The following is a 24,927-nucleotide window of genomic DNA, read 5'->3' as shown; positions in this document are numbered from 1 at the left end:
TTATTCGGCTCACTTTATGAGCCGAATAAGATCGCTATTCGGCTCACGCCCAACAAACACCGTGATTCTCACCGCAAATATAGATGTATCCGATTGTTAAAAAACTGCCGAATGGCTAATCTTCGCGCCTTCAACGACCCTATATTCAGGGTCTTCTGACGAAACGCAGTTTTTTTGATCTGTAACGCGCCGAGGATCGGGCGCCAGGTTTCGTTATGCATGGCAGGAGGCGTCACATGCGTTGGGTTCTTTCACTGCTGATTACGCTGGTTTGCGCTCAAGTTGCGCGGGCCGAGCCCACGGCCGAGCTATCGGAACCGGTGGGCGGCTGGCGCTATCACGGCTTGCTGGACCGCAGTGAAAATCCTCGCGTCGCCTACCCCACGCCGCCCATCGACCGGGGTGTGCAGCGCAATCGCACGATGATCGAAGGCCAGCTCAAGGCCCTCGGCACGCTCCGCCCGCCCCACAGCCTGGCGGTCAACGGCAATCCCCTGAATCTGTACACCGACGACCAAGGGCGTTTTGCCCGGCCGTATGCGTTCGGCGCCGGCTCCAACAGCGTCGAAGTGCGCAGTTCCGAGGGCAAGTCGCTCAAGCGCGTTCAATTCTATGAAGCCAATAACCTGCGCACCCCGGCGCGGATTCGCGTGGTGCTGGGCTGGGACGATCCCAAGGCCGAACTCGACCTGCACATCATTACCCCCGATGGCCAGCACGCGTTCTGGGCCAGTCCGGCGATGAGCAACGGCGGTGGGCTGGACCCGGACGGTGTCGATGGCCCCGGCCCGGAAATGTTCACCATGACTGCGCCGATGCACGGCACCTATCTGGTTTATGTGAACTATTGGGGCAACTACGGCAGCGGCGGCTATAACTTCGATGAGAACAGCAACCAGAACGAGGTGATCACCTCGCAAATCAACCTGGTGCTCAACGAAAACACCGTCGACGAAAAACGCGAGACGTTCATCGTGCCCTTGCGGGCGATCGGCGACCTGCTGCTGGTCAAGACTTTCAACTATTAAACATCCCGCACCACGGTTGAATTCAGCCTTGTGAAAATGAGCGTGAACATGAGTGATAACACGATTCCACCAGCAGCTTCCCCGGCCGCCGCACCCGCTGCCAAACCTCCTCGCCGCTGGCCAGCGCTGGTGATCGGGCTATGCCTGGTAGCCGGCGTGGCAGGCGGATTGGGCTGGCTCCTGCACAAACCCAAGGCCCCGCCTGCGCAATTGGCCAGTGACAAACTGGGCATGAGCCGGCCGGACGGTCTGCTCGAAACCCATTCCTTGAGTCAGCTGCCCAAGGATTTGCTGGCCGTGCCGTTCCTCAAGGAAACCCTGACCGAAGATTTCGTCTTCTATTACGAAGCTCACGCCGACCGTCTCGGTTTGATTGGCAGTCTGCGGCGGATTATTTACGAGCATGACCTGAAGCTGCAGGACAGCCTGATCGAGCAGCTCTTCGACCAACCGGCGGATGTGGCGCTGTGGCGTGGGGCGGATGGGCGTCTCAAGGATTTCCTGTTGGTGATGGATCGCGGAGGGCTGGCCAAGGTGCTGGAGCCGCTGGCGAAAGTGGCGCTGGATGATTCGCAACTGAGCAAGCTCAGTGAAGTGAAAGTCGGTGCCGACGCCGTCACCCTCTATCAGCTCAACTACAACGCCAGCAAGTCGTTGGTGTTCGCCTCCCATGGCGACAAATTGGTGGTGCTGTCCAATCCGGCCAAACTCTACGACCCGGATAACGGGGCTTTGGAGGAAACCGGCGGCGTTTCGACCAAGGCGATCGCCGCCTTGCTCAACGGCGACAAACTATTCCCCGAGGCCTTCGGCCTGCCGCCACGTGCGCCCGAGGTAAAACAACGCCTTTCGGTCAACTCCAGCGTGTTGGCCATGGGTTATCAGCGCTTCATCCCGAACTTCGCCGGCCTGCGTTTCGACATGGACGACAAGGGCTGGCACAGCTTCCTGGCCATGGACGAACTGGACAACCAGCCGGACTTCGACTTCAAACCGATCTGGCAAGCCATGCCGATGGGCGCCAGCGCTTGCGTGGCCTTGCCGTTGGCCGCCGAACAACAGAAACCGCTACTGGTGAAACTCGGCGCCGAAGAGTCCGTGGCCCAAGCCCTGACTGAACACATGGCCGGTGCCGCCGGCCTGTGCTGGTATGCCGATTCGCGGCTGTACACGCCGCTGTTGGTGGCCAGCCTGAATGATGATGACAGTGCCAAACTCGATGGTGACTTGGGCAACCTGTTCGGCTCGATGGTCGGTGCCTACGAAGGCAATGTTGCCGAACACGCATTCCCGGTGGTCGAGAAACAGGACGGTAAAACCCATCAGTGGCAGCGTCAGGTCAGTTCCAACTTCGGTCCTTATAAGGCCAAGGATGCCGAGCAGCCAGACGCGATCACCGGCAAAGCCTTCATGCGCGTCAGCCTGGCGCGCCACGGTTCGACGCTGCTGTTCTCCCTTGACGACAAACTTGTCGACAAAGCGCTGGGCACCCTCGACAAACGTTTCCCGCCGCTGGCTGACGTGCTGCCCAAAGACCTGCTGATGCCGATCTATTTCGGCCCCGACTCCATGGCGCAACTGATGCAGCAGGAAACCCTCGACAGCCTGCCGCAAGACATGGAGCCGGTGTTCTACAACGCAGCGCAAACCTACCTGATCCCGAAACTGCGCACCCTCGGCGGCTACGGCAAATACGCCCTGACCTTGCCCAAAGGCAGCGAGCCCGACGGCCACTGGCAATGGCTGCCGCTGGAGTGGAAAGCTCTGTGACCGCGCTCATCCGAGGCCTCGGCTTGCTGGCGTTGCTGCTGGGGACGCGCACATTCGCCAGCGAAGCCGCCGCGCTCGACCCGCAGCAATCCCAGGTATTCCGCGCCTGGTTCGTGCGCATCGCCCAGGAACAATTGACCCAAGGCCCGAGCCCGCGCTGGTACCAGCAGGACTGCGCCGGGCTGGTGCGGTTTGCCGCCAACGAAGCGCTGAAAGTCCATGACGACAAATGGCTGCGCAGCAATGGCCTGTCCAACCGCTACCTGCCGCCGGAGCTGCAACTGAGTGACGCCCAACGCGGCCTCGCCCAGCAATGGCAGCAGGGCGGCGGCAAGGTCGGGCCCTACGTCAACGCGATCAAACTGATTCAGTTCAACAGCCATCTGGTCGGCCGCGATCTGGCCCAGGCCCGGCCCGGCGATTTGATGTTTTTCGATCAGGGCGATGACCAGCACCTGATGATCTGGATGGGCCGCTTCATCGCCTATCACACCGGCACCACTACCCCCACCGACAACGGCATGCGCTCCGCAAGCCTGCAGCAACTCATGACATGGAAGGACACCCGATGGATACCCGACGCAGCCAACCCCAACTTCATCGGCGTCTATCGACTGAACTTTCTCTCCCAATGATCGGTGCCCGCATGTTGCGCATTTGCTCAAAACTGCCTCTTTTGCTTGCGTTGGTTCTGCCGCTGTCGGCAGTCAACGCCGAAGACACCGTCGAGCCGAGCGGCTATACGCCGGTGGCCGGTGAAAGTTTTTTCCTGTTGGCCGACAGTAGTTTCGCCAGCGATGAACAGGCGGTGGTACGCCTCGAAGCTCCGGGTCGTGACTATCGCCGGTTCCGCATGGAGCCTTACGGCGGTGCGGACATTCGGGTGTATCGCATCGACAAGCCGCTGGATTTCCTCAAGCGCCAGAAGAACCTGCACCGTGTGGTCAGCGACGGCCAGTTCAAGGGCGAAGGCCTGTCGAACACCCTCGCGTACCTGTGGGACAACTGGTACCGCAAATCCCGTCGGGTGATGCAGCGGGCGTTTTCCTACGAGTCGCGTAAACAAGTCACCGAGGAAGTGCCGGAACTGAAGATGGGCACCGCCATCGCCGCGCCAACGCCCTACGACGCACAGCCACAATTCGCGTTGATTCCGGGCCTGCCGGTGGTCAGCCAATTCCGTTATCCGCTGTGGCAAGCCAAACCGATCCAGCCGCCCGAAGGCGTGAAGCTGGTCGGTTCTTCCAGCGAGTTCGTCAGCGTCTCGCCGGGCAACGTGTACATCCCGTTGGGCAACCTGAAACCGGGCCTGTATCTGGTGGAAGCGCTGATCGGCAAGTACCGCGCGACCACCATGGTGTTCGTATCCAACACCGTGGCCGTGAGCAAGATTGCCGGTGATGAATTGCTGGTGTGGGCTGCGCGCAAACACGAAGGTAGTTCGGTGCCCAAGGTTAATGTGCTATGGACCGACGGCCTGGGCGTGATGAGCAGTGGCGCTACCGATACCGATGGCTTGCTGCGCCTGAAACACGTCAGCCCCGAGCGTTCGTTCGTGATCGGCGAAGACGAAGAGGGCGGGGTGTTCGTCTCCGAGAACTTCTATTACGACAGCGAAATCTACGACACCAAACTCTATGCGTTTACCGATCGGCCGCTGTACCGGCCGGGGGATTGGGTGTCGTTGAAAATCGTCGGTCGCGAGTTCAAGAATGCCCGGGATTCCGTGGCGCCGACCGCTGCCGATGTCAATGTGACGGTGCTCGATGCCACCGGCACGGCGCTGCAATCGTTGGCGTTGAAGCTCGATTCCAAGGCCGGTACTCAGGGCCGTTTCCAGTTGCCGGACAATGCGGTGGCAGGTGGTTATGAGCTGCGTTTCAGCTACAAGGATCAGGCCTACAGCAGCGCCTTCCGCGTGGCTGAGTACATCAAGCCGCACTTCGAGATTTCCCTGAACCTGGCCAAGCAGGATTACCGTACCGGCGAACCGGTCAAAGGCAGCCTGGTGTTGTTGTACCCGGACGGTAAACCGGTGGCCGACGCCAAGGTGAGCCTGAGCCTGCGCGCCCAACAACTGTCGATGGTCGATAACGAACTGCAATACCTGGGGCAATTCCCGGTGGAGCTGACCAGCGCCGAACTGACCACCGACGCCAAGGGCAACGCGACGCTTGACCTGCCCGCCGCCGAGAAACCGAGCCGCTACATGCTCACCGTGTTCGCCAGTGATGGCGCGGCGTACCGGGTCAAGACCACCAAGGAAATCCTCATCGACCGGGGCGCCGCCAGTTTCCGCCTGAGCGCGCCGCAACGGTTCAGCGCGGTGGGCGGCAAGGTTGCCTTCAGCTATGCCAACGAAGGTGGCAGCGAGCAAAGCAAAGCGGTCAACCCGAGCAGCTACAGCTGGGTGCGACTCGAAGACCAGACCACTGGCGAAGGCAAACTTGCCGCCAAAGACAAAGGCTTCACCCTGGCCTTCGACCGTCCGGGTACTTACAACCTGACGCTGAAAGATGATCATGGCCGCGTTCTGGGCGCGACCGGTCATTCGGTCACCGGTGATGGCGTCAAAGCGGTGCCTGGCACCGTGGAAATCGTCCTCGACAAACCCGAGTACAAGGCTGGCGACGAAGCCCTCGCATTGATCACTTTCCCCGAGCCGATCAGCGATGCGTTGTTGTCGCTCGAGCGCGACAAGGTCGAGGCCACGGCGTTGCTGTCCAAGGGCGGCGACTGGCTGAAGATGGAAAAACTCAGCGACACCCAATACCGCGCACGGATCCCGGTGAAAGACCCATTCGCGCCGAACATGACGTTCTCTGTGCTCTACACCAAGGGCGGTCAGTACAGCTTCCAGAACGCCGGTATCAAAGTCGTCGCACCACAGATCGATGTGGCGATCAGCACTGACAAAGAGGCGTATCAGCCGGGCGATACGGTGTCCGTGGACCTCACGACGCAGTTCGCCGGCAAGCCGATTCCGGCTCACCTGACGGTCAGCGTGGTCGACGAAATGATCTACGCGCTGCAGCCGGAAGTGGCGCCGACCATCGACCAGTTCTTCTATCACCCGCGCCGCAACAACGTGCGCACCAGCGCCAGTTTGTCGTTCATCAGCTACGACGTGGCACTGCCGGGCAGCCCGGGCGCGCCGGGCAAAGCCAACCGCAGCGAGCGTGGGGTGAAAGTGTTGGAGCGGCCGCGTCGTGAGGACGTCGACACCGCTGCGTGGCAGCCGGAATTGATCACCGACGCCAACGGCAAGACCCGCTTCACCTTCAAGATGCCGGACTCCTTGACCCGCTGGCGCATCACCGCCCGCGCCATCGCCGATGACGGTCAGGTCGGGCAGAAGAAGCAATTTGTGCGCTCGGAAAAACCGCTGTACCTGAAGTGGAGCGGCCCGACCAAATTCCGCAACGGCGACAAACCGGATCTTGGCGTATTCGCTTTCAGTCAGGCCGAGAAACCGGTCAAGGCTGAGCTGGTGATTCATTACGCGGGTGCCGAGCAACGTGTGCCGGTCACACTGAACAACGGCGTCAACTACGTCCCATTGCCGGCATTCACATTGGCCAATGGCGATTGGACCGCCGAGCTGGTGCAGGATGGCAAAACCGCTGACGCCTTGGCCGTACGCCTGACCGCGACTGGCGAAGGCTGGCAGGTGACCCAGAGCCAAAGCCTGGACGCGGTCAGCGGCGACACGCCGTTGACCTTGCCGACGGACGCCACGGATATTCGCCTGCGTCTGGATGACAGCCCGCAAGCGGTGTTCCGTTCGGCTCTCGACGATCTGCTGAGCTATCCGTATGGCGGCGTCGAACAAACCGCCAGCCGTCTGCTGCCGCTGAGCATCGCCTATCCAACGCTGTCGTCGAACCCGCAGATCCGTGATCGCTTGCGTTTGATCATGCAGAACAGCCGCCTGCGTCTGGTGCAAATGGCCGGGCCGTCGGCGAGCTTCACCTGGTGGGGCTTTGACGGCGAGCCGGATGCATTCCTCACCGCTTACGCCTATTACGCCGACTGGCACGCCAGCAAAGTGCTGGAACTGAGCCTGCCGCCGGAGCACTGGCAGCGGGTGTTGGAGGTGTACGCGAAACAGGCGCAGAACACACCACTGTTGCAGCGGGCGTTGATTCTGTCGTTTGCCAAACAGATGCAATTGCCGGTGAACACGCTGCTCAGCGGTTTGATGGATGATCTGGCGAAAGCCGGCGAGGGCAAAGCGGCGAGCGTGATGGACGATGGCGCAGAGAGCCTGGTCATGAACGATCCGGATTCGGCCTTGGGGCTGGCCAGTGCTCGGGTGTTGACCGCGTCTTTGGCGCGTCAGGCCAAGGTCAATCTGCCGCCGGCGTTCAGTCGTCAAGTGGATGCTGCGCAACAGCAAGTGGCCGCCAGCGCTCAACCGTTTGTCGAAGCCCTGAACCTGTCACTGCAAGCTTTCGATCAGGCTCATGCGCAAGCGTTGTTGCAACGCCTGTTGCCACAGCAATCGACCCTGGAACGCGCGTTGGCGCTGACCTGGTTGCAACGCAGCATCGAGCAGGCCTCTCCGACCATCGCATTGGCACCGGGTGAGGGCTGGAAGAAACGTTACAGTGATACCGGTGAGATGTATTGGACGTGGCAGGGTTCTTCGCCAGTGCCGGCGGTATTGTCGCTGACCGGGACGCAAGAGCGCCCGCTACGCGCCATGTTGAGCTTCCAGACCAAACAACCGGCAATCGATCCGATGGCTGTGACCATCACCCGTCGCCTGTCGCGTCTGGTGCCGGGTGATGAGGCGTTCGAATTCAAACTCGAAGCGGTCGGCACCAAGCCGTTGTCCAGCGACAGCCTGTACCTGGACGAAGTGATCATCACCAGCAAAGCGGCGAAACCGCTGCGCTACGGCATGCTCGAAGTGCCGCTGCCACCGGGCGCGGACGTCGAGCGCACCACGTGGGGCATCAAGCTGATGGGCAAGGTCGGCACCGAGCCGACTGCGTTGGAGAAGGCCCGTTTCGAGCCGGGGCAAATGGCGTATGCGGTGCCAGTGGATGCGCTGAGCGGTGAGTTGCGCCTGCGTCATCTGGTGCGCTTCTCGCAAAAAGGCCAGTTCAACCTGCCGCCGGTGCGTTTCACGCAGGTCTACGCGCCACAGCATCAGGCTCAGGAACAGAAACCGGCACTCGGTCAGGTCACGGTCAACTGACATGACCTGGCGTCTGGTCTGGTGGTTGCTGTGTTTGATTCCTGCGCTGGCGACAGCGCAGGACGAGCCGCTGCGCCTGGGTTTCAAGGGTGAGCTGCTTGCGTTGAGCCAGACTCAGGTGATCTCGCGTGAGCCATTGCCTGATGATTTGCAGACGCCGTTGGGCAGCTTGTGGAAGCTGTTTGTCTACGGCTGGCTGGTGGACACCGGCGCGCGCGAGCCCGCTTATGAATGTCGCGGGCAATCGAAGGAAGAAGTTTATTGCTGCACGGCGGGCGGTACGATCGGGCGCGATCAGGCGTTGGTGAAGTCCTGCGGGTTGTACTTTGAGCCTGCACGCCTGGGCATTGCCGGCGCACAGTGGCGCGAGTATTGGCAGGCCAGACAAGCGCCGAAGTGGTTACTGGATTTGCCGTCGTTGCAACCGCAGACCCGGGTTTCGGTGGCTGAGTTGTTGAAGGTACTGGCTGTAATGCCCGCGCAGGATCAGGCCCGAAGGGTGTTGCTCGATGTGGTGCTCAATGCCGCGGACGGCGATGTCGTGGGTGAACTCGGCGGTCGGTTGCGGGTGAAAACCTGGAGCTGGCTGGGGGATCAGGATCCCTCGTCGCGCCAAGGCGGATTCGCGGGCTGGACGGTAGACGGCACACCGATCTGGGCCGGTGGGCGCGGCACCAGTCAGATGGTCTTGCGCACTTATGGGCAGGCGCTGGCGACGGTACTGCCCTCGTCGTGGCCAGCCGAGGCAGGGAAGTGCGTTGAGGTCGGTCTGTTCGCGCGTTATCCACTGAAACGCGTGCTGTCGGGGGACCGCGTTGTAGCGCCCGGCCCTTTGCAAGGCGACTATCGCGTCGAGTTCGCCAACGGCAATCAACTCGATATTCACAGCGATGGCGAGTTGTTCTTGCTCAAAGACAAACTCGTCGCCCGCCTCGATCGTGAAGAATACGTCGCCCGGGTCCTGCAGCGTGAAGCCAGGCCTGAACCCGTCGAAGCGGCCAAAGCCCTGGCCGTCGCGATCCGCACCTACCTGCTGCAAAACGCCACTCGCAACGGCGACTGCCTGAGCATCGACGACAGCAGCAGTCGACAGCGCGTCGCGCCACGTCCGGCCGCCACTGAGTCGCGCAATATCGCCTCGTGGACCAGCGATCTGGTTCTCGCCGGCAGCAACGTCACCTATCACTCCGACCAACCGGGGCCGGACAAACTCTCCTGGCAGCAAGCCGTCGAACAAGCCAATGCCGGTCAACGCTACGACGCCATCCTGCTGCATGCCTACCCGCGCGCCAGCCTCAGTCGCTGGGACAACCCCGTCGCCTCCTGCGAAGCGCTGCCCGCCGCGCAGGACTGGCTGCAAAACCAGCGCCGCGGCTGGCGCCAACGGCTCGAAAGCGAAGTCGGCTACAACGAAGTCAGCACCTTTGCGGTCTGCCGCCTGGCCTTTGGTCGTCCGTTTGTCGACCGCGAACGCCAGCGCATCTACGTGCGCGGCGTGCTGTCGTTGCAAGACCGCCTCGACCTGACCCACGAATACCTGCACCTGGCCTTCGAAGCACACCCTAACGGCCAGGATGAAACCTACATCGAAGGGCTCGCCCGTCACCTCTTGCTGGAATAGGCCATGAAACTCCGTTATCCACAGGTCTTGCTGTTGCTTTGCGCTTTTTGCGTACTGCCAGCGACATTTGCCGCCGTCAAACTTGATACGCCCATTGGCGGCTGGCGTACCGGCGCCCCTGAAGGCGAAGGCGAAAGCTTTCGTCAGACGGTCAATTACCCGGCTTCGTCGGTTAACACCCCGGTGGGCCAGGCCAACACGGCGCGCATTACCGGCCAGATCCAATCCACCCCCAAGAGCAATGAACCCGGCAAGCTGATCGTCAACGGCGTCAGCATGCCACTGAAGATCGACCCCGCCGGTCGCTTCGACCGCCCGTTCTCATTCCCCAAAGGCAGCAACAGCGTTGAAGTCCGCAGCCCCGATGGCCAACAACGCCACCGCACGCAGTTCCTCAATGCCAACGGCGGAGCCACCCCAGCCAAATTGCGCGTGCTGCTGGCCTGGGACAGCGACGGCACGGACCTGGACTTGCACCTCATCACCCCCGATGGCGCACACATCTGGTACGGCGATCGTGTCGCGCCCAATGGTGCGGCGCTGGATGTGGACGTGACCACCGGCTACGGCCCGGAAATCTTCGCCATGCCCGCGCCGATCAAGGGGCAATACCTGGTGTACGTGAACTACTACGGCGGCGGGTATCGCGGTGATGACGAAGGGCAGGAGGATGCGGTTCAGCCGCTGACCACCGCGCAAGTGACGGTGATTACGGAGGAGGGGACGCCTGATGAAAAAATGGAGACGTTCCTGGTGCCGATGCGGGCGGTGGGGGAGTTGACGTTGGTTAAAGGGTTTAGTTATCCGTGAGGGGAGATCGTCTCGGCAGTGCTGAGACTATTTCAATTGGGCAACAGTTTGCTGCCCAATTGCCTGGGTGAGGCGAGCAGAGTTAGTCAGCAGGCTGCTGACTCAGTATCAGCAGATGGTTCGAGCCTCCATGAAAGAGCTGGAAGCCTCTTTTTGTGACAGCACTGCTGACACAATTTCCGGTTCCGATAGGTTAACGCTCGACCTGTTGCCAGGAGCAGACAAAAGTCGCAGCACTGCTGCGACAAATAGGCACGTGTGCAGGATCGCTGGAGAAGTTAACAGACCGCCATTTCAGGCCTGAAACTACTGGAGGTAAGACGTTTCAGTGCGATATCAAGCGCCTGATCATCGAACAGTTTGCTTTTGCGAGCTGCTGCACCGGCTCCGCCATCCCAACGACTCAGCGCTTCACGTACAGCAGGCACAGTTGGGGAAACTCCTTCCTGACTCAGCAACCAATCGACCGTAGCCAGCAATTCCATACCGAAGGGCGATTCAAATCCGTCGATTAGCTCGGCAGTCCGCTCCAAGGCTGGCAAGAAGTGCTTGGCCTCTGTCTTGAGGTAGGTTTGCAAAAAGGCTTTGCGTTCTTCATCGAACCAAATCACATCACTGATACCCGCATCACTAATTCGTTTGTCGCAATGCAGATAGCTGCCATCAAGATTATTGAGCAGATGCTCCAACCGATTGGCATACGGCCCGTACTTATGAGCAACAAACTGGAGATTCAGCGGGTTTTCGGTGTCTGGTAACTTTTCTATGGCGCGCTCAAGGAACCAGGCCAGTTTCTGAATCTCAAGCAGGCTGCATTCCATGCCCAGAACCCAGTAGCGTCGAACCAGCTCGGCAATGAGCGCGCGAGCAGGCGTGAGCTTCTCCACTCCGCTACGTTTGGCGACATTCAGATACTGATTGGAAGGTTCGAACACCAGCACATCTACATCCAGATCACTCAAGACTGCAACAATCTGTTCGCGGACCTCAGGCCATTTCAAACCACCATTACCGGCACCTAACGGTGGAACCGCAACGGACTTCACATGGTTTTCAATCAAAAAGCGACGCAGATCGTGTAAGCCTTCCGTTATCCATACCATCTGCGAAGGCGATCGCCAGTGACGTTTGGTCGGGAAATTTACGATCCAGCGAGGACCTTCCAGTTCGTTGACTGCCGTTACGTGAACCTTGCCTGTCTCTACCTCGCCAGCCTTGCAGGCCGCTGAATACAGGCGGTAGTTCTCCGTGAAGCGCTCTTTGAACATCAGCGCGATACCTTTGCCCATCACGCCTACGGTATTCACCGTGTTGACGAGGGCTTCGGTTTTGGCTTCCAGAAGGTTGCCTTGGGTAAATCGGATCATTGGAAATACCATCCCGGACGCGCATGGACAGATAACGTCAGGCCTCTAGCGGCGACGTCTTGCTCTATGCGTTCTTTCATTGCATCGGTGTAGCACATGATGCCAAGGAGTCCTGTAATCGGTAGGTGATGGTGAATCAGTGCTTCGGCCTGATAACGCTCCATCTTTCGAGGGTCATCAGGATCACGTTTGAAGTCGCGTCGTTGAAGGATAGACCAATCAATCTCGCTGAGATTCGCCAGATCGCTGTAATAGTCTGTCCAATCCGGGTAGGCATGTGCGTTTGTGAAGACAAACGGTAGGCCAAGCTGTTCGACGCGGTACAGGCTGGAGACGAGAATCACGATTTCATCGTTGTTACGCTGCTGAACGCTCCACCCGGAGTGAATGTTTTTCATCATCACAGAGAAGGGCGTGAAGTAGAAGGGCACGTAGTCGGCCAACACCCCCCTTGGAGCAATGGGCACGTGGCGAGATCGGCGTTTGTCGATCAAGTCGACGTTGCCGATATTCACGTACTGCGGTGCCTGCACATCGGAGCTGGCGCAATGCAGACCGTTGTCCAGAATCCAGGGCAGGTTATCGCGGTGGACGATACGCCAGATCAGAGCCTTCTCTGGATTCAGTCTGCTGTAATTCATTGATAAAACATTCTCTGATTCACGCCGGTGAGTACAGTAACACCGGCCTCGCGCATTTTAGCCGCGCAGAGTGCTTCAACCTCCTCGTTAGGAGTGAAAACTTTGAAGAAGACGTTGGGTTTAACAACGCCAGGGGCTAGGCATTCCGCCATGCAGATACTCTTGCAATGAGCGTCCTGATATTCGCGGGTATTCATGACCTCCCACTCGATGGCTTCGAAACCCTCGTCGTAATCGAGTAACTGGATTGAATCACTAGCCAGTGGATGGCGCGGAATGACTTTCCAGCCATTTTGTTTCGCAATTGATCTGTAAACCGAGATCAGGACAAATTTGGCATCGGGTCTATGGCGCTGCACGCTTCCATCAAATGGATTTGCAGCAAACCAATGAAAGGGTACGTAGCGGTCAAGTTTTAGGGCTTGACGCTTTTTCAGGATTTCACTGTCTGCTACGTCTTTAAAATCAGTGATATCGGCGCGAGGTTTCAGGCCTTCCTGAAAAATGCCATCCAGATTTTCAACCGAAGTGAGGTGGTAGAGAAGCTTTTGTTCCTTGATATTTCTGGCGTCCGGCATGGTGGTCTCCTTGACCTGCACATCTGTCTACGCTGGCTTCAGTCCTAGTCCGTGTAAGCAGCGACCTTCAGAGTAGGACGTACACCATGATTCTAGTGTGCTATCACATAAAGCCACAAACATGGAGCGCGCTGACGGAGAGTGAACAGAGAATTCCGTAGTACCCAGATCGGTTGAACTGCGGGATTTTCCAGAGGACCTCTAAAGGTGACTTTCTTTCAGGCATTAAAAAGCCGGCTTGTGGTTAGCTTTTTATCGATTTATGTTTTTGAAAAACAATGCTTTAGGTGTTTTGAAAAGCGCTCTGATCCCCCATTTGTTCCCCCACTTTTTTGTAGTTTTTGCACGGCATTTGGCCGGCTTTTTTTGAAGGTATCTACGTAGCATTTTTGTCGAGCGTGTACTCCCGTACATCGGCTTAGCTATAGAGGGGCCCGAAGACAGTCGCTTCGTGCGTGAGTGGGGCGCACGATCGCTGCCTCTAGATGGGAAGGCAGAGAGCGGATGGTCCGCTGAAACATAGCTACGCTAAGAAAGAAGATTGCAGAATGCGCACATACTGTATTGACGTGTCGCGACAGGAGCGCTAATCTTCGCTCTGTCAGCAGTATGTGAGCATTCTGCTGTTCTGGCAAAGCGAATCCACCTCTAGCTGACACGCAAGGAGCAAAAAATGAAAAAAAATCAATCTAAAGCCGCTTCGATGACATCTGTAACCCTTGCGGTCTACCTCGCCCTTAGCCCCGATATCCATATCGATTTTAGCCGCTCTTCCCAGGTGCAGAGCGATGGGGCAGCAACTAGTAGCATCCAGATAGAGCTGAAGAAGACTAAATCTGGGGAGCTTGCACAGTAATGGGCTCGAAGCAGAAACTCTCTGATATTGCTGATGTGTCACTTGGGCAAACTTTTCGCGAGCGAGCAGAGACTGATAATTCAATAAATGGCATTAGATTAATCCAGATAAAAGATGTCCGTGAAGGAGAGTTACGAGATGTTGCGAGTCTTCCGTATGCCGATATCGAGCCGTCAAAGCTTAAGGTGAAGCTGCTCGCAGGTGATTTGCTCTTGCCGCTAAGGGGGACTCGGACTGAAGCGATGATATTTAGGGGGGCGAACTCATCGGGTGAGGTAACGACTACAAATCAGGTTGCCATAATTAGGCCTAGGGTGGGATTGGTAAGTCTGGATTATCTCCACTGGTTTTTTAATTCGGCTATGGGGAGTATTGCCCTTGAGTCGATACGGACTACAGCAACTATTCCAAATATTAGTGTCAAAAATTTGGCTGAGATAAAGTTGCCGGTACCTGATTTCGACAGTCAAGAAAGTATCGTTGCGATTTACCATAATTGGCGTATGCAGAAAGAAGCTTTACATGAAATGCTGCGCAATGGTGAGAAAGTTGTGGCGAGTGCCGCCCATAAAATATTAAGCAGGGGGTGAGGGTGAACAGTTCTTCGATGGATGATTTCAAGAAACTGGTTGTGTCAAAGTTCGAACAGCTGCGTTTGCATGTCAATGAGTCTGATGTGGTGGAAAGCTTGTTGTTGCTTATGTTTTGTAGGTGGCAATATGACGCGGTAATGGATGGGCAAAACTTTAGAGAGGGTAATCGCTCAGCGTCACTAGAGGCGGTGCTTCAGAGGGCTGTTGAAGATCATGGCTCTTCAGTGTTTAAAGATTATTTGTTAAAGGTTTGGCAAAAGATTGATTTAACGATGGCCTCTGACGCAAGGCGAGGGCGTGTCTTAGTCGAGCTTTGGGATGAGTTTGTTAGGTTTCCATTTGATGGTCAGAATGGAGAAGGATCGTTAGGTGAGTGTTTTGAGTGGTTTTTGTCGTTTTTTGCAGAAGAAAATATGGGGCGCGGAGGGTATTTTTTCACGCCAAGTGGAATAGTTAGTTTAATGATAAAAATTCTTGATCCTAGGGCTGGAGAGAAAATCTATGACCCAGCATGTGGGTCAGGGGAGTTTTTCGTAGAGGCTATTAATCATGTGCGACGGACTTCTCCTAAGGGTGATTTGTTTGTTTTGGGTCGAGAAATGTCTCCCAGCGTAGCTTTCGTGGCAAAGACAAATGTACTTGTCCATGGTGTGGTCGAAAGTTGTATAGAAGTAAAAAGTGGACTCTCAGGGGGGGAGTATAATACTAAAATCTATGGTCGTTTTGATCTAGCTGTGGCGAATCCTCCTTTCTCGCTTCGAAAGTGGGATAGTGGCGAGTCGGGTGAATTTCTTCGATATGGTGTACCTCCCCAGGCTAGCGCAGATTTCGCATTCATCCAAAATTTACTGTTCAGTTTGAATGAGGAAGGGCGTGCAGCAATAATTGTTCCCATGGGAGTTCTTTTCAGAGCTGGGAGCGAAAAGGCGATTAGGGAAAAGATGCTCAGGGAGCATAATGTTGAGGCGGTTGTTTCAATTCCACCAATGTCCTTTTATGGCACCGCTATTCCTGCGAATATTTTATTTTTGAGAAAACGATGCGCCTCCGACGAAGTGCTTTTTATTGATGCTTCAAGTTTTTTTGCAAAGAGTCAACGGCTTAATCGTTTAGATATCAGTGCTATTGAACAGCTTTTTGGTTTGTACTCTGAGAGAAAAACCCTCAATGGTGTGGCTAGTTGTGTTTCCTTAACGGAATTAGAAGCCAATGACTGGGATCTGACAGTTTCTAAGTATGTCGCTCCAGCACCTTCGGTGTCGAATGAGTCGCTGGATTTTTTGTCTGAGCGGCAAACTCAATTAGAGCAGGAACTAGGCTTTTTGCAGCAAGAAATGAGGAGGCTTCTTTCCGCTATTTAGAGCTGACCAGCACTATCAGAACAAGATGTCTGTCACGTAGGGCTTTTTTCGGGTCCGGCCGCGCGGTATGGTGGCGCAATAGTATTAAGATATGGCTGATTAGGCGTTGAAGCTCGGCATTTTATTTGAGGTGGAAAGGACTTCATGGACAAAAAGCTGCTTTCTGAACGGGATATATGTACAAAGTTTATCTCTCCAGCTGTCCAACTGGCTGGTTGGGACATTCAAAAGCAGGTGCGTGAAGAGGTGACCTTTACCAAGGGGCGGGTCATTGTCCGGGGCAAGCTTCACAGTCGAGGCAAGTCGCGACGTGCAGATTTCATTCTTTACCACCAGCCTAACTTGCCGATTGCCGTTATTGAGGCTAAAGACAACAAGCATTCTGTTGGTGCGGGGATGCAGCAAGCATTGGATTACGCCGAGTCTCTAGATGTCCCGTTCGTATTTTCGAGCAATGGGGATGGCTTTCTTTTTCATGATCGCAGCGGAACAAGCGCGCAGGTGGAAACCGAACTGACACTTGAGCAGTTTCCCTCCCCAGCCGAGCTTTGGCAACGCTACTGCCAGTGGAAAGGGCTTGAGGGCGCTGCCCGAAAAACAGTTGAGGCTCCGTATTACGATGATGGTTCGGGGCGTATGCCGCGCTATTATCAATCGAATGCGATCAATCGTACGATTGAGGCTGTTGCTCGTGGGCAGGATCGTATCCTGTTGGTGATGGCCACAGGTACCGGCAAGACCTACACAGCCTTTCAGATCATCTGGCGGCTTTGGAAGTCCAAGCAGAAGAAACGTATCCTCTTTCTGGCTGACCGCAACATCCTTGTTGATCAGACCAAGAACAACGATTTTAAGCCCTTCGGCCAGGCAATGACCAAGATTGCCAAACGGCAGATCGACACCTCCTACGAGATCTACTTGTCTCTTTACCAGGCTGTGACCGGCACTGAAGAGGAAATGAATGTCTACAAGCAGTTCTCGCGCGACTTCTTCGACCTGATCGTAATCGACGAATGCCACCGTGGTAGCGCTGCAGAAGATTCAGCCTGGCGCGAGATTCTCGACTATTTCACCAACGCCACCCAGGTCGGCCTCACTGCCACGCCGAAGGAGACAAAGGAGGTTTCCAGCATTACCTACTTCGGCGAGCCAGTGTACAGCTACACCCTCAAGCAAGGCATCGAAGACGGCTTTCTCGCTCCTTACAAAGTGGTGCGCATCGACTTCGACAAAGACTTGCAAGGCTGGCGGCCGCCCAAGGGCATGCTCGATAAGAATGGTGAGCTGATCGAAGACCGTATCTATAACCTCAGGGATATGGATCGTACGCTGGTCATCGAAGCCCGCACTCAGTTGGTCGCGCAGAAAGTCACAGAGTTTCTCAAGGCTACCGATCCGTTCCAGAAAACCATAGTCTTCTGCGATGACATCAACCACGCCGAGCGTATGCGCCAGGCCTTGGTCAACTTAAACCCCGATCGCGTTGCCGAGAATCGCAAGTACGTCATGCGCATCACAGGGGATGACCAGGAAGGCAAGGCGGAGCTAGATAACTTTATCAACCCGGAAGAGCGCTACCCAGTCATTGCCACTACCAGCAAGCTGATGACCACCGGAGTCGATGCGCAGACCTGCAAACTGATCGTGCTCGACCAACACATCAAATCGATGACCGAGTTCAAGCAGATCATCGGTCGCGGCACCCGCATCAACGAGGACTTCGGTAAATACTGGTTCACCATCATGGACTTCAAAAAGGCCACCGAGCTGTTTGCCGACCCTGCCTTCGACGGTGACCCAGTGGTGATCTACGCCCCAGAGGGTGATGACTCTCCCGTACCACCGGATGACCCGCTTGCCGACGAAGATGGCATCAGCGCAGGCAACGATAACGAAGGCGATGACCTGGATTTTACCGGCGAAGATGAGGGTAAAAAACGCATCAAGTACGTCATCGACAACGTCCCGATTTATGTCATCGCCGAACGTGTCCAGTATTACGGCCCGGACGGCCGACTGATCACTGAATCGCTACACGACTACACGCGCGCCTGCGTACACAAGCAATTCGCCTCGCTGGATGAATTCCTGCGTCGCTGGAGTGGTTCGGAGCAGAAGAAGGCCATCATCGACGAGATGGCAGCCCAAGGCGTGATGTGGGAAGCCCTGGCCGAAGAAGTGGCAGAGAAACAGGGCAAAGCCCTCGACCCGTTCGATCTCATCTGCCATGTGGCCTTCGATCAGCCCGCGCTTTCCCGCAAGGAACGCGCCGAGCAGGTGAAAAAACGCAACTACTTCGGGAAGTATTCAGGCTCCGCGCGCCAAGTGCTTGAGGCGTTGCTCGACAAATATGCCGACACTGGCGTTGAGCACATCGAAGACATAAAAATTCTTCAACTCGCCCCGTTTACCCAGATCGGAGTATTCGTTGAACTAGTAGAGGCCTTTGGCGGTAAAAATGGCTACAACAAAGCATTACGTGAGCTGGAAAACGAACTTTACGGATAACCCATGCTATCCACTGACGAAATAGCCCAAGCGCTTTTGCACTATGGCTTCCACTGCCCACCACAATCCGAATTAAAGGTCCGACGCTTTGAGCATGAGCGCGTTGGCGAGCCCGTATTTCTGAAGCAAAGCGCAGGTATCAGGGACACAACTCCATTGGTTCTGCATCCTAATTCTGAGACAGAAATGGGCGAATTGTTGAGCACTGAGGGAGTCCAGCGATCCAGTGGGTATGTTCACAACAGCAACCTACGAGGATATCCAAAACGCTTGCATCGGGGACGTCGCGAGATCGAGTACGGTATTGGGATAGGCTTTCCAGACAGCGCCACACTAACTACATTTCTGGACACAATGCTGAGGGTCCCTCCACCTGCTGCAGTTGAACAACCTCACCTTCATGACCCAGTCTGCGGCACCGGTGGTTTTTTGATCCGTGCCATTGAGATATTGGGCGATGCATGCACCCCATCGGTGTCACCGCTGAGTGCATCGATTCAGCGGGAAAACCAAATGTTCGGAACTCTCCGTGATGCACGGGAAGACGTCGCGGTGACCGAAACTGAACGAAGAGCTTTGAACAAAGTACGTATAGGGCAAGGAACCTACCGTACACAGTTGTTTAGCTTTTGGGGTGGTTGCGCCGTGACCGGTTGTTCGAATCTGGCTATGCTGCGGGCCTCTCATGCAAAACCGTGGCATGTGTCATCGCCAGCAGAGCGACTTGACCCTTTCAACGGTCTGCTGCTTGTTCCTAACCTCGATCAGGCTTTCGACCAAGGGTTAATCAGCTTTGATGACGTTGGAGCAATTCTTATCAGCACTGCGCTGGACAGCCAAACTGCTACCTTGCTGGGTATAACCCCTAATTTGCGCCTACGCCAGATGACCCCCGCTCTTCTCCCCTATCTGGCTTGGCATCGCGACAATTTGTTCAGGATCTAAGCATGTCGATAAGTCGCACCATCAAATCCATCCAAGACATCATGCGCAAAGACGTAGGCGTGGATGGCGACGCCCAGCGTATCGGCCAGTTGGTCTGGCTGCTGTTTCTGAAAATCTTTGATGACCGAGAGGTTGAATGGGAGTTGATGGATGACAACTACCGATCACCGATACCTCAGAGCTGCCGCTGGCGTACTTGGGCCGCCGATGCGGAAGGCATGACCGGTGATGATCTCAAAAGCTTTATCGACAACAATCTGTTTCCGCAGCTGCAAAACCTACATGAGTACAGCAATACACCTTCAGCTTTCGTGGTGCGTGGCGTGTTTGAAGATGCCTACAACTACATGAAGTCCGGCCAACTACTGCGCCAGGTGATCAATAAGATTCAGGAGGGCGTGGACTTCAATAAGGCCCAGGAGCGCCACGAGTTCGGTAACCTCTACGAGCAACTACTGCGCGACTTGCAGAACGCCGGCAATGCTGGGGAGTTCTATACCCCGCGTCCGGTCACTGAGTTCATGGTGCGCATGGTCGACCCCAAGCTGGAAGAAAAGGTCATGGATCCGGCCTGCGGTACGGGTGGCTTCCTTACCTGCGCAATCGAGCATAAGCGCAGCCGCTACGTGAAAACCGCCGAGGATGAGCGCACCCTACAGGCCAGTATTTTTGGCGTGGAGAAAAAGCCGCTGCCGCACCTGCTGGCCACCACCAATATGATCCTGCACGGCATCGAGGTGCCCAGCCAGATCCGCCACGACAACACCCTGAGCAAGCCGCTGATCAGCTGGGGGCCGAGTGAACGCGTGCATTGCGTCGTCGCCAATCCGCCTTTCGGTGGAATGGAAGAAGACGGCATTGAAACCAACTTCCCTGCCGCATTCCGTACCCGTGAAACAGCTGACTTGTTCTTGGTGCTGATTATGCAGCTGCTCAAGGATGGTGGTCGGGCCGCAGTGGTGCTGCCTGATGGCTTCCTGTTTGGCGAGGGCATCAAGAGCCGCATCAAGGAAAAGCTGCTGACCGAATGCAACCTGCACACCATCGTTCGCCTGCCCAATGGCGTGTTTAACCCCTACACCGGTATCAAGACTAACCTGCTGTTCTTCACCAAAGGCATGCCGACCAAACAGGTGTGGTTCTACGAACACCAGTACCCGACAGGGGTAAAGAACTACTCCAAGACCCGCCCCATGCGCATCGAAGAGTTTGCCGTAGAGGAAGCCTGGTGGGGCAGTGAGGCCGACGGATTTACCGCAAGGGTGGAGAACGAATTCGCCTGGAAGGTCAGTGTCGAAGACCTGCAAGCGCGCAACTGGAACCTGGACTGCAAAAACCCACATATCGGCGAGCAAATCAGCCACGACCCGGACGAACTGCTGCGTAACTACGCCACGCTGCAAGGCGAAATCAGCGACCTGCGCGATCAGCTCAAGGCCGTGCTGGCTGAAGCTCTGGAGCGCCAGATATGACGGCGTTGCTCACCGATAACCTGCCGCTGCTAGCCGGTGCGCCCAATGGCATCAAGAAGCTGCGTGAGTTGGTTCTGGAACTGGCGGTGCGCGGCAAGCTGGTGCCGCAAGACCCGAGTGATGAGCCGGCCAGTGAGTTACTTATGCGCATAGCCGAGGAAAAGGCGCGGTTGGTGGCTGAGGGGAAGATCAAGAACCAGAAGCCGCTGGCGGAGATTTCGGAAGAGGAAAGGCTCTTTGACTTGCCCCCTAGCTGGAGCTGGACAAGGCTCGCTGCTATCGGAGTAACAGCTACTGGAGGAACGCCGAGCACAGGAAATCCTGAGTTTTTTGGTGGCGACTTGCCGTTTATTGGGCCTGGGCAAATTAATGGTGCCGGCCAAATTTCTGATCCTGAGAAATGGCTTACCGAGCTCGCTCGACCTGAAACAACGGTTGCCAAGCCAGGAGATATTTTTATGGTCTGCATTGGCGGTTCTATTGGTAAGGGAGCCATTGCTGATCGGGAGCTTGCATTCAATCAGCAGATAAACAGTGTAGCGATATTACTTGCTAGTTTTCGATACGTTTTCAATGCTATGTCAGGCCCAAAATTCCAAGACTCTATTAGAAGTGCGGCAACAGGTTCAGCTACACCCATTATTAACCGAACAAATTGGGATCAATTACTCATATCGCTTCCACCGCTCGCTGAACAACATCGCATCGTCGCCAAAGTCGATGAACTAATGGCCCTGTGCGACCGCCTAGAAACTCAGCAGTTTGACGCCGAAAGCGCCCACGCCCAACTGGTGCAGGCTTTGCTAGACAGTCTGATCCAAGTCAGCGACGCCTCCGATTTCGCCGCCAATTGGGAACGCCTGGCCGAAAACTTCCACACCCTATTCACCTCCGAACCCAGCATCGACGCCCTCAAGAAAACCCTGCTGCAACTGGCAGTGATGGGTAAATTGGTGCCGCAAGACCCCTACGATGAGCCGGCTAGCAAGTTATTGGAAAAAATAGTTCACGAGATAGCGCTGCTTCATTTTGAAGGCAAAATAAGAAAGCCAAAGCCCGTAGAACCTATTACTACCGAGGAAGAAGCGTTTGAAACGCCCAATGGCTGGAAATGGGTAAGGCTTTCGCAAATAGCGCGGCAATTAGGCGATGGCCTGCATGGGACGCCAACCTATAGCCCTGGTGGTGAGTATTACTTTGTAAATGGAAATAATTTGAAAGGCGGTAAAATTGTCATTAAACCCGAAACCAGGACTGTTAGTGAAAGCGAATACTTCAAGCATAAAAAGCCTTTGGATAAGCAAACTGTTCTCGTTTCAATAAACGGAACTATCGGCAACGTTGCATTCTATGATTCAGAAAAAATAGTACTTGGGAAAAGTGCCTGCTATTTCAACCTTGCTAGCGAGGTGTCCAAATACTTTGTCAGATTATTAATTGAGGCTCCTGGATTTATGGAGTACGCCTTCAAAAGCGCGACGGGTACCACAATAATGAATCTTGGCCTCAAAGCAATGAATGACTATCCAATTGCCTTGCCGCCACTCGCCGAACAACTTCGCATCGTAGCCAAAGCCGATCAACTGATGGCCCTCTGCGACCAACTAAAGAACTGCCTAAGCCAGGGCCGCCAACTTAACGAACAGCTGGCCAGCACCTTGGTCAAACAGGCAGTGGCGAGATGAGCGCAACATCCAATATCTACTGCGACGAGTCCTGCCACCTGAGAATGATGTCCAGAATCCATGGTACTGGGCGCAGTCTGGTGTCCTGAAACCAAGCGTCTTGAAATTACCCAGCTCTTGCGTGAGATCAAGGCCAGACACAAGCAGCCCCGCGGTCTCGGCATAATTCAGTTACCGGCTAGAGTCAAAATTGCGCCCGTGACGTTTACCTACCAGTGCCATGATCGAACACATCTCGAAGCCAAAACTTTTAAAACCCTTCCCCACGTCATCCCGCCAAGAATGTTGAGTGTTATCAGGGATCAAGGCCCCTGCGACCTGTGAGGGGTGTCCACTAACGCGGGACTGGCGGCTCCTTACGACCGGGAGCTTGGGCATCTCATGATCCGGCCTCCTGAGCACTTCCGAAGAAGTGGGCGGGTGGAGGCTGCGCTGGCTGACGAGACCAGCGCCGCGAGATCCTGAGTCGGGTTAAGGCAGTGAAGCGATGACCGGGGCATGCCTGACTGTCAGTCAGGTGAAGTCCATTCCGTGGACTGCGGCACCATCATCTGCATCGCTGTTGCTGGTGACTTCGGTGTTTGTCACGCCGATTGTCACGAGGGGAAATGCCGCAAAGCCTTGTACGAGGTGGGCTGCAGCAGCGGTAGGAGCGCCCGTCTCTTTCCGGAAGAAAGAGACGGGCGCAGGTTGGCGCAAGGAAATGGCCAAGCGGAGAGGTTGCTGCAGGGCAGCTATAAAGGGGTATGAGTTGCCGCAGTGGGCACTCTGGTAGAAGTAGGCATCCATCACATTGCTGTGAGCGCGCGAGCCGCCGGACGCTAATCGCACTTTGGGGGAACCACCACGGTGTGGCGTAACCTTAAAGGTTCTGGCTACCTGGGTTGCTGTCAACGACAGCGCTTTGCCCGATCTTTTCTACGCCTGTGGATAATTTTGGTCAAGGCTCGAGTTTTCGGGAGTTCTGCGGCTGTGGATGTAATTATCCACCGGTGGAAATCAGTGGTTTTGCGCAGATAGTTGCATGGGTTTTAGGTTTTTTAAGTGAGGTCCATCCAAACAGGGCGGCTTTGCAGCCCTGTTTGGATGGACCCCGGCTTGAAAGTCGGTAACCAGAGACCTTGTGGCCTTACACCGATGTTGGTTGCGCCGTGGTTGCGGGATTATCACCTTGATGTGTGCGCCTCAAGGTTCTACGCACTCAGTGGTTGCGGCCTCATCAATCTCCCGAGGTTTCGCGTTGAGCTTCATCAGCGCGTTCAGATGTGGATGTAGCGTAGATGGCCCATGCGTTCATCAGCTCCCGTCGCTTATCAAAAAAATCTGATCGAGAGTACGCGCTTTCCGTTTCTCCGCGCTCGTCATGGGCCAGCGCGAGCTCGCAAATATCTCTTGGGAAAGGCGTCATTTCACCTGCCCAGTCCCGGAAGGTTGAGCGGAAGCCGTGACGAGTGATGTGCTCATAACCCAATGCATGTAGCAGATTGCGAATGCCATTAGCGTGCATCACGCCGCTTCGGCCGTGACCGGGGAAAACGTAAGGGCTCTTGGTGTCGATCTTCGGAAGGCCTTTCAAAAGTGAGACGACTTCCGGCGCTAGCGGAATCGCGAAGGCTTGTCGCGTCTTCATGCGTTCGTCGGGCAAGGACCAGCGGCCAGAGTCCAGATCAAACTCATCCCAGCGCGCAAGCCGCACCATATGCGTTCTTGCTCCGGTCAGAATCAGAAGCTGAGCCGCCACTGAGACGTGACTCGGATTCTTGCTCAAGGTCTGCATCAGCTTGGGAAGATCCTGCCACTGTAGTGCCGGATGGTGGATGCGTTTTCGTGCTTTCTTCTTCTCATGCCGGCTGAGCAGGTTTTCCAGGTGGCCGCGCCAGCGTGCTGGATTCTCTCCGGTCCTGAGGCCGCGGGCTCTGGCGGCATCGAGTATCTGTTCGATTTGCCCACGTACTTCGTCAGCCGTCCGCGTTTTGGTTGACCATAGTGGCTGGAGGGCCTTGATCAGATGCTTGGTCTCGATCTGGTCAGCTGAAAGTTTCCCTACCGTAGGGAATGCATAGAGCTCGAGTTTCCTCAGCCAGCCCTTGCGCCATTTCTCCGACCAGCTCGAGCCGTGGGCATCTCGATAGTCGGTGGCCAATTTCTCGAAGGTAATCAGCTGTGCCAGTTCTCGGCGCTCTGCCTCCCGCTGAGCGGTTTGTTCAGCCTGTCGTTTCGCGAGCGGATCAGTGCCGTTGAGTAGCTGAGCTTTATTTTCATAGGCGGCTGCGCGGGCTTTTTTCAGGTCGAGCTGAGGGTAGCTCCCCAGACCCATCTCCCTGCGTTTGCCGTTCAATTGAAAGCGGAGCACCCAGGTTTTTCGTCCTGAGGGTTTCACCAAAAGACGAAGTCCTTCACCGTCTTCATACGTCCCAGCCTCAACCAGATTTTTGACTTGATTGGCGGTCAGTTTGCCCATTTTTTTTGTCCTCTGTTCCCCCACT

Annotated in this window: 17 protein-coding genes; 13 read left to right on the top strand and 4 right to left on the bottom strand. The window is 55.9% G+C overall.

Annotation, left to right across the window (positions count from 1 at the left end; genetic code table 11):
- Positions 1–236 precede the first annotated feature (236 nt).
- Genes AC1D2Q_RS22280 through AC1D2Q_RS22255 form a run of 6 tightly spaced genes read left to right on the top strand, consistent with a single transcriptional unit; the run spans position 237 to position 10,435 of the window.
- Positions 237–1,028: a YfaP family protein gene (locus AC1D2Q_RS22280; RefSeq protein ID WP_018925700.1), complete on the top strand. Its 792-nt coding sequence runs from the start codon at positions 237–239 to the stop codon at positions 1,026–1,028.
- 48 nt (positions 1,029–1,076) lie between these two features.
- Positions 1,077–2,798 (top strand): DUF2138 domain-containing protein, encoded by a 1,722-nt coding sequence (locus tag AC1D2Q_RS22275; RefSeq protein WP_477814574.1) that lies wholly within the window; start codon positions 1,077–1,079, stop codon positions 2,796–2,798.
- Positions 2,768–3,433, top strand: coding sequence for a DUF1175 domain-containing protein (locus tag AC1D2Q_RS22270; RefSeq protein WP_032833720.1), 666 nt, complete (start codon positions 2,768–2,770; stop codon positions 3,431–3,433). Before AC1D2Q_RS22275 ends, AC1D2Q_RS22270 begins: the two co-directional genes overlap by 31 nt.
- On the top strand, positions 3,430–8,004 hold the full coding sequence (locus AC1D2Q_RS22265) for an alpha-2-macroglobulin family protein (protein ID WP_477814573.1): 4,575 nt from the start codon (positions 3,430–3,432) through the stop codon (positions 8,002–8,004). Before AC1D2Q_RS22270 ends, AC1D2Q_RS22265 begins: the two co-directional genes overlap by 4 nt.
- A gap of 1 nt (position 8,005) precedes the next feature.
- On the top strand, positions 8,006–9,625 hold the full coding sequence (locus AC1D2Q_RS22260; protein WP_477814572.1) for a DUF2300 domain-containing protein: 1,620 nt from the start codon (positions 8,006–8,008) through the stop codon (positions 9,623–9,625).
- A 3-nt stretch (positions 9,626–9,628) separates the two neighbouring features.
- The gene (locus AC1D2Q_RS22255; protein WP_477814571.1) at positions 9,629–10,435 is read left to right on the top strand and encodes a YfaP family protein; all 807 of its coding nucleotides are present in this window, start codon (positions 9,629–9,631) and stop codon (positions 10,433–10,435) included.
- Between the two features lie 278 nt (positions 10,436–10,713).
- Here the strand turns inward: AC1D2Q_RS22255 and darG are convergent, their stop codons facing one another.
- From darG to AC1D2Q_RS22240, 3 genes are read right to left on the bottom strand one after another with little or no spacing between them, the layout of a single operon-like run.
- The gene (darG, locus tag AC1D2Q_RS22250; RefSeq protein ID WP_477814570.1) at positions 10,714–11,802 is read right to left on the bottom strand and encodes a type II toxin-antitoxin system antitoxin DNA ADP-ribosyl glycohydrolase DarG; all 1,089 of its coding nucleotides are present in this window, start codon (positions 11,800–11,802) and stop codon (positions 10,714–10,716) included.
- Positions 11,799–12,443 (bottom strand): type II toxin-antitoxin system toxin DNA ADP-ribosyl transferase DarT, encoded by a 645-nt coding sequence (darT, locus tag AC1D2Q_RS22245; protein ID WP_477814569.1) that lies wholly within the window; start codon positions 12,441–12,443, stop codon positions 11,799–11,801. Before darT ends, darG begins: the two co-directional genes overlap by 4 nt.
- Entirely contained in the window at positions 12,440–13,021 is a 582-nt protein-coding gene (locus tag AC1D2Q_RS22240; protein ID WP_018925709.1) for a DarT ssDNA thymidine ADP-ribosyltransferase family protein, read from the bottom strand. The genes darT and AC1D2Q_RS22240 overlap by 4 nt, the downstream gene beginning before the upstream one ends.
- A gap of 673 nt (positions 13,022–13,694) precedes the next feature.
- Between AC1D2Q_RS22240 and AC1D2Q_RS22235 the strand changes: the two genes are divergently transcribed.
- From AC1D2Q_RS22235 to AC1D2Q_RS22205, 7 genes are all read left to right on the top strand, one after another.
- Positions 13,695–13,877 (top strand): hypothetical protein, encoded by a 183-nt coding sequence (locus tag AC1D2Q_RS22235; protein WP_477814568.1) that lies wholly within the window; start codon positions 13,695–13,697, stop codon positions 13,875–13,877.
- Entirely contained in the window at positions 13,877–14,467 is a 591-nt protein-coding gene (locus AC1D2Q_RS22230) for a restriction endonuclease subunit S (protein ID WP_477814567.1), read from the top strand. The genes AC1D2Q_RS22235 and AC1D2Q_RS22230 overlap by 1 nt, the downstream gene beginning before the upstream one ends.
- Before the next feature lie 17 nt (positions 14,468–14,484).
- Positions 14,485–15,831 carry an N-6 DNA methylase gene (locus tag AC1D2Q_RS22225; RefSeq protein WP_477814566.1) on the top strand — a complete coding sequence of 449 codons (1,347 nt, stop codon included), beginning with the start codon at positions 14,485–14,487 and terminating at the stop codon, positions 15,829–15,831.
- Positions 15,832–15,975: 144 nt separating this feature from the next.
- Entirely contained in the window at positions 15,976–18,339 is a 2,364-nt protein-coding gene (gene hsdR / locus AC1D2Q_RS22220) for an EcoAI/FtnUII family type I restriction enzme subunit R (RefSeq protein ID WP_477814565.1), read from the top strand.
- A 3-nt stretch (positions 18,340–18,342) separates the two neighbouring features.
- Positions 18,343–19,284 carry an HNH endonuclease gene (locus AC1D2Q_RS22215; protein WP_477814564.1) on the top strand — a complete coding sequence of 314 codons (942 nt, stop codon included), beginning with the start codon at positions 18,343–18,345 and terminating at the stop codon, positions 19,282–19,284.
- A 2-nt stretch (positions 19,285–19,286) separates the two neighbouring features.
- Entirely contained in the window at positions 19,287–20,756 is a 1,470-nt protein-coding gene (locus AC1D2Q_RS22210) for a type I restriction-modification system subunit M (RefSeq protein ID WP_477814563.1), read from the top strand.
- Entirely contained in the window at positions 20,753–22,441 is a 1,689-nt protein-coding gene (locus AC1D2Q_RS22205) for a restriction endonuclease subunit S (RefSeq protein ID WP_477814562.1), read from the top strand. Before AC1D2Q_RS22210 ends, AC1D2Q_RS22205 begins: the two co-directional genes overlap by 4 nt.
- A 1,219-nt stretch (positions 22,442–23,660) precedes the next feature.
- Here AC1D2Q_RS22205 and AC1D2Q_RS22200 read toward each other — a convergent pair.
- On the bottom strand, positions 23,661–24,902 hold the full coding sequence (locus tag AC1D2Q_RS22200; protein WP_477814561.1) for a tyrosine-type recombinase/integrase: 1,242 nt from the start codon (positions 24,900–24,902) through the stop codon (positions 23,661–23,663).
- Positions 24,903–24,927: the final 25 nt, after the last annotated feature.

It is taken from the genome of Pseudomonas sp. P1_A1, assembly GCF_056406935.1.
Note: the sequence above shows the minus strand (reverse complement) of the source record. Positions and strands in the feature narration are given on the sequence as shown.

Bases quoted from the DNA above. Each gene is read 5' to 3' on its own strand.
- AC1D2Q_RS22280 (WP_018925700.1), top strand. From the start codon at position 237: ATGCGTTGGGTTCTTTCACTGCTGATTACGCTGGTTTGCGCTCAAGTT.
- darT (WP_477814569.1), bottom strand. From the start codon at position 12,443: ATGAATTACAGCAGACTGAATCCAGAGAAGGCTCTGATCTGGCGTATC.
- AC1D2Q_RS22240 (WP_018925709.1), bottom strand. From the start codon at position 13,021: ATGCCGGACGCCAGAAATATCAAGGAACAAAAGCTTCTCTACCACCTC.
- AC1D2Q_RS22260 (WP_477814572.1), top strand. From the start codon at position 8,006: ATGACCTGGCGTCTGGTCTGGTGGTTGCTGTGTTTGATTCCTGCGCTG.
- AC1D2Q_RS22200 (WP_477814561.1), bottom strand. From the start codon at position 24,902: ATGGGCAAACTGACCGCCAATCAAGTCAAAAATCTGGTTGAGGCTGGG.
- AC1D2Q_RS22210 (WP_477814563.1), top strand. From the start codon at position 19,287: ATGTCGATAAGTCGCACCATCAAATCCATCCAAGACATCATGCGCAAA.
- AC1D2Q_RS22215 (WP_477814564.1), top strand. From the start codon at position 18,343: ATGCTATCCACTGACGAAATAGCCCAAGCGCTTTTGCACTATGGCTTC.
- AC1D2Q_RS22205 (WP_477814562.1), top strand. From the start codon at position 20,753: ATGACGGCGTTGCTCACCGATAACCTGCCGCTGCTAGCCGGTGCGCCC.
- AC1D2Q_RS22270 (WP_032833720.1), top strand. From the start codon at position 2,768: ATGGCTGCCGCTGGAGTGGAAAGCTCTGTGACCGCGCTCATCCGAGGC.
- AC1D2Q_RS22230 (WP_477814567.1), top strand. From the start codon at position 13,877: ATGGGCTCGAAGCAGAAACTCTCTGATATTGCTGATGTGTCACTTGGG.
- darG (WP_477814570.1), bottom strand. From the start codon at position 11,802: ATGATCCGATTTACCCAAGGCAACCTTCTGGAAGCCAAAACCGAAGCC.
- AC1D2Q_RS22255 (WP_477814571.1), top strand. From the start codon at position 9,629: ATGAAACTCCGTTATCCACAGGTCTTGCTGTTGCTTTGCGCTTTTTGC.
- AC1D2Q_RS22275 (WP_477814574.1), top strand. From the start codon at position 1,077: ATGAGTGATAACACGATTCCACCAGCAGCTTCCCCGGCCGCCGCACCC.
- AC1D2Q_RS22225 (WP_477814566.1), top strand. From the start codon at position 14,485: ATGGATGATTTCAAGAAACTGGTTGTGTCAAAGTTCGAACAGCTGCGT.
- AC1D2Q_RS22235 (WP_477814568.1), top strand. From the start codon at position 13,695: ATGAAAAAAAATCAATCTAAAGCCGCTTCGATGACATCTGTAACCCTT.
- AC1D2Q_RS22265 (WP_477814573.1), top strand. From the start codon at position 3,430: ATGATCGGTGCCCGCATGTTGCGCATTTGCTCAAAACTGCCTCTTTTG.
- hsdR (WP_477814565.1), top strand. From the start codon at position 15,976: ATGGACAAAAAGCTGCTTTCTGAACGGGATATATGTACAAAGTTTATC.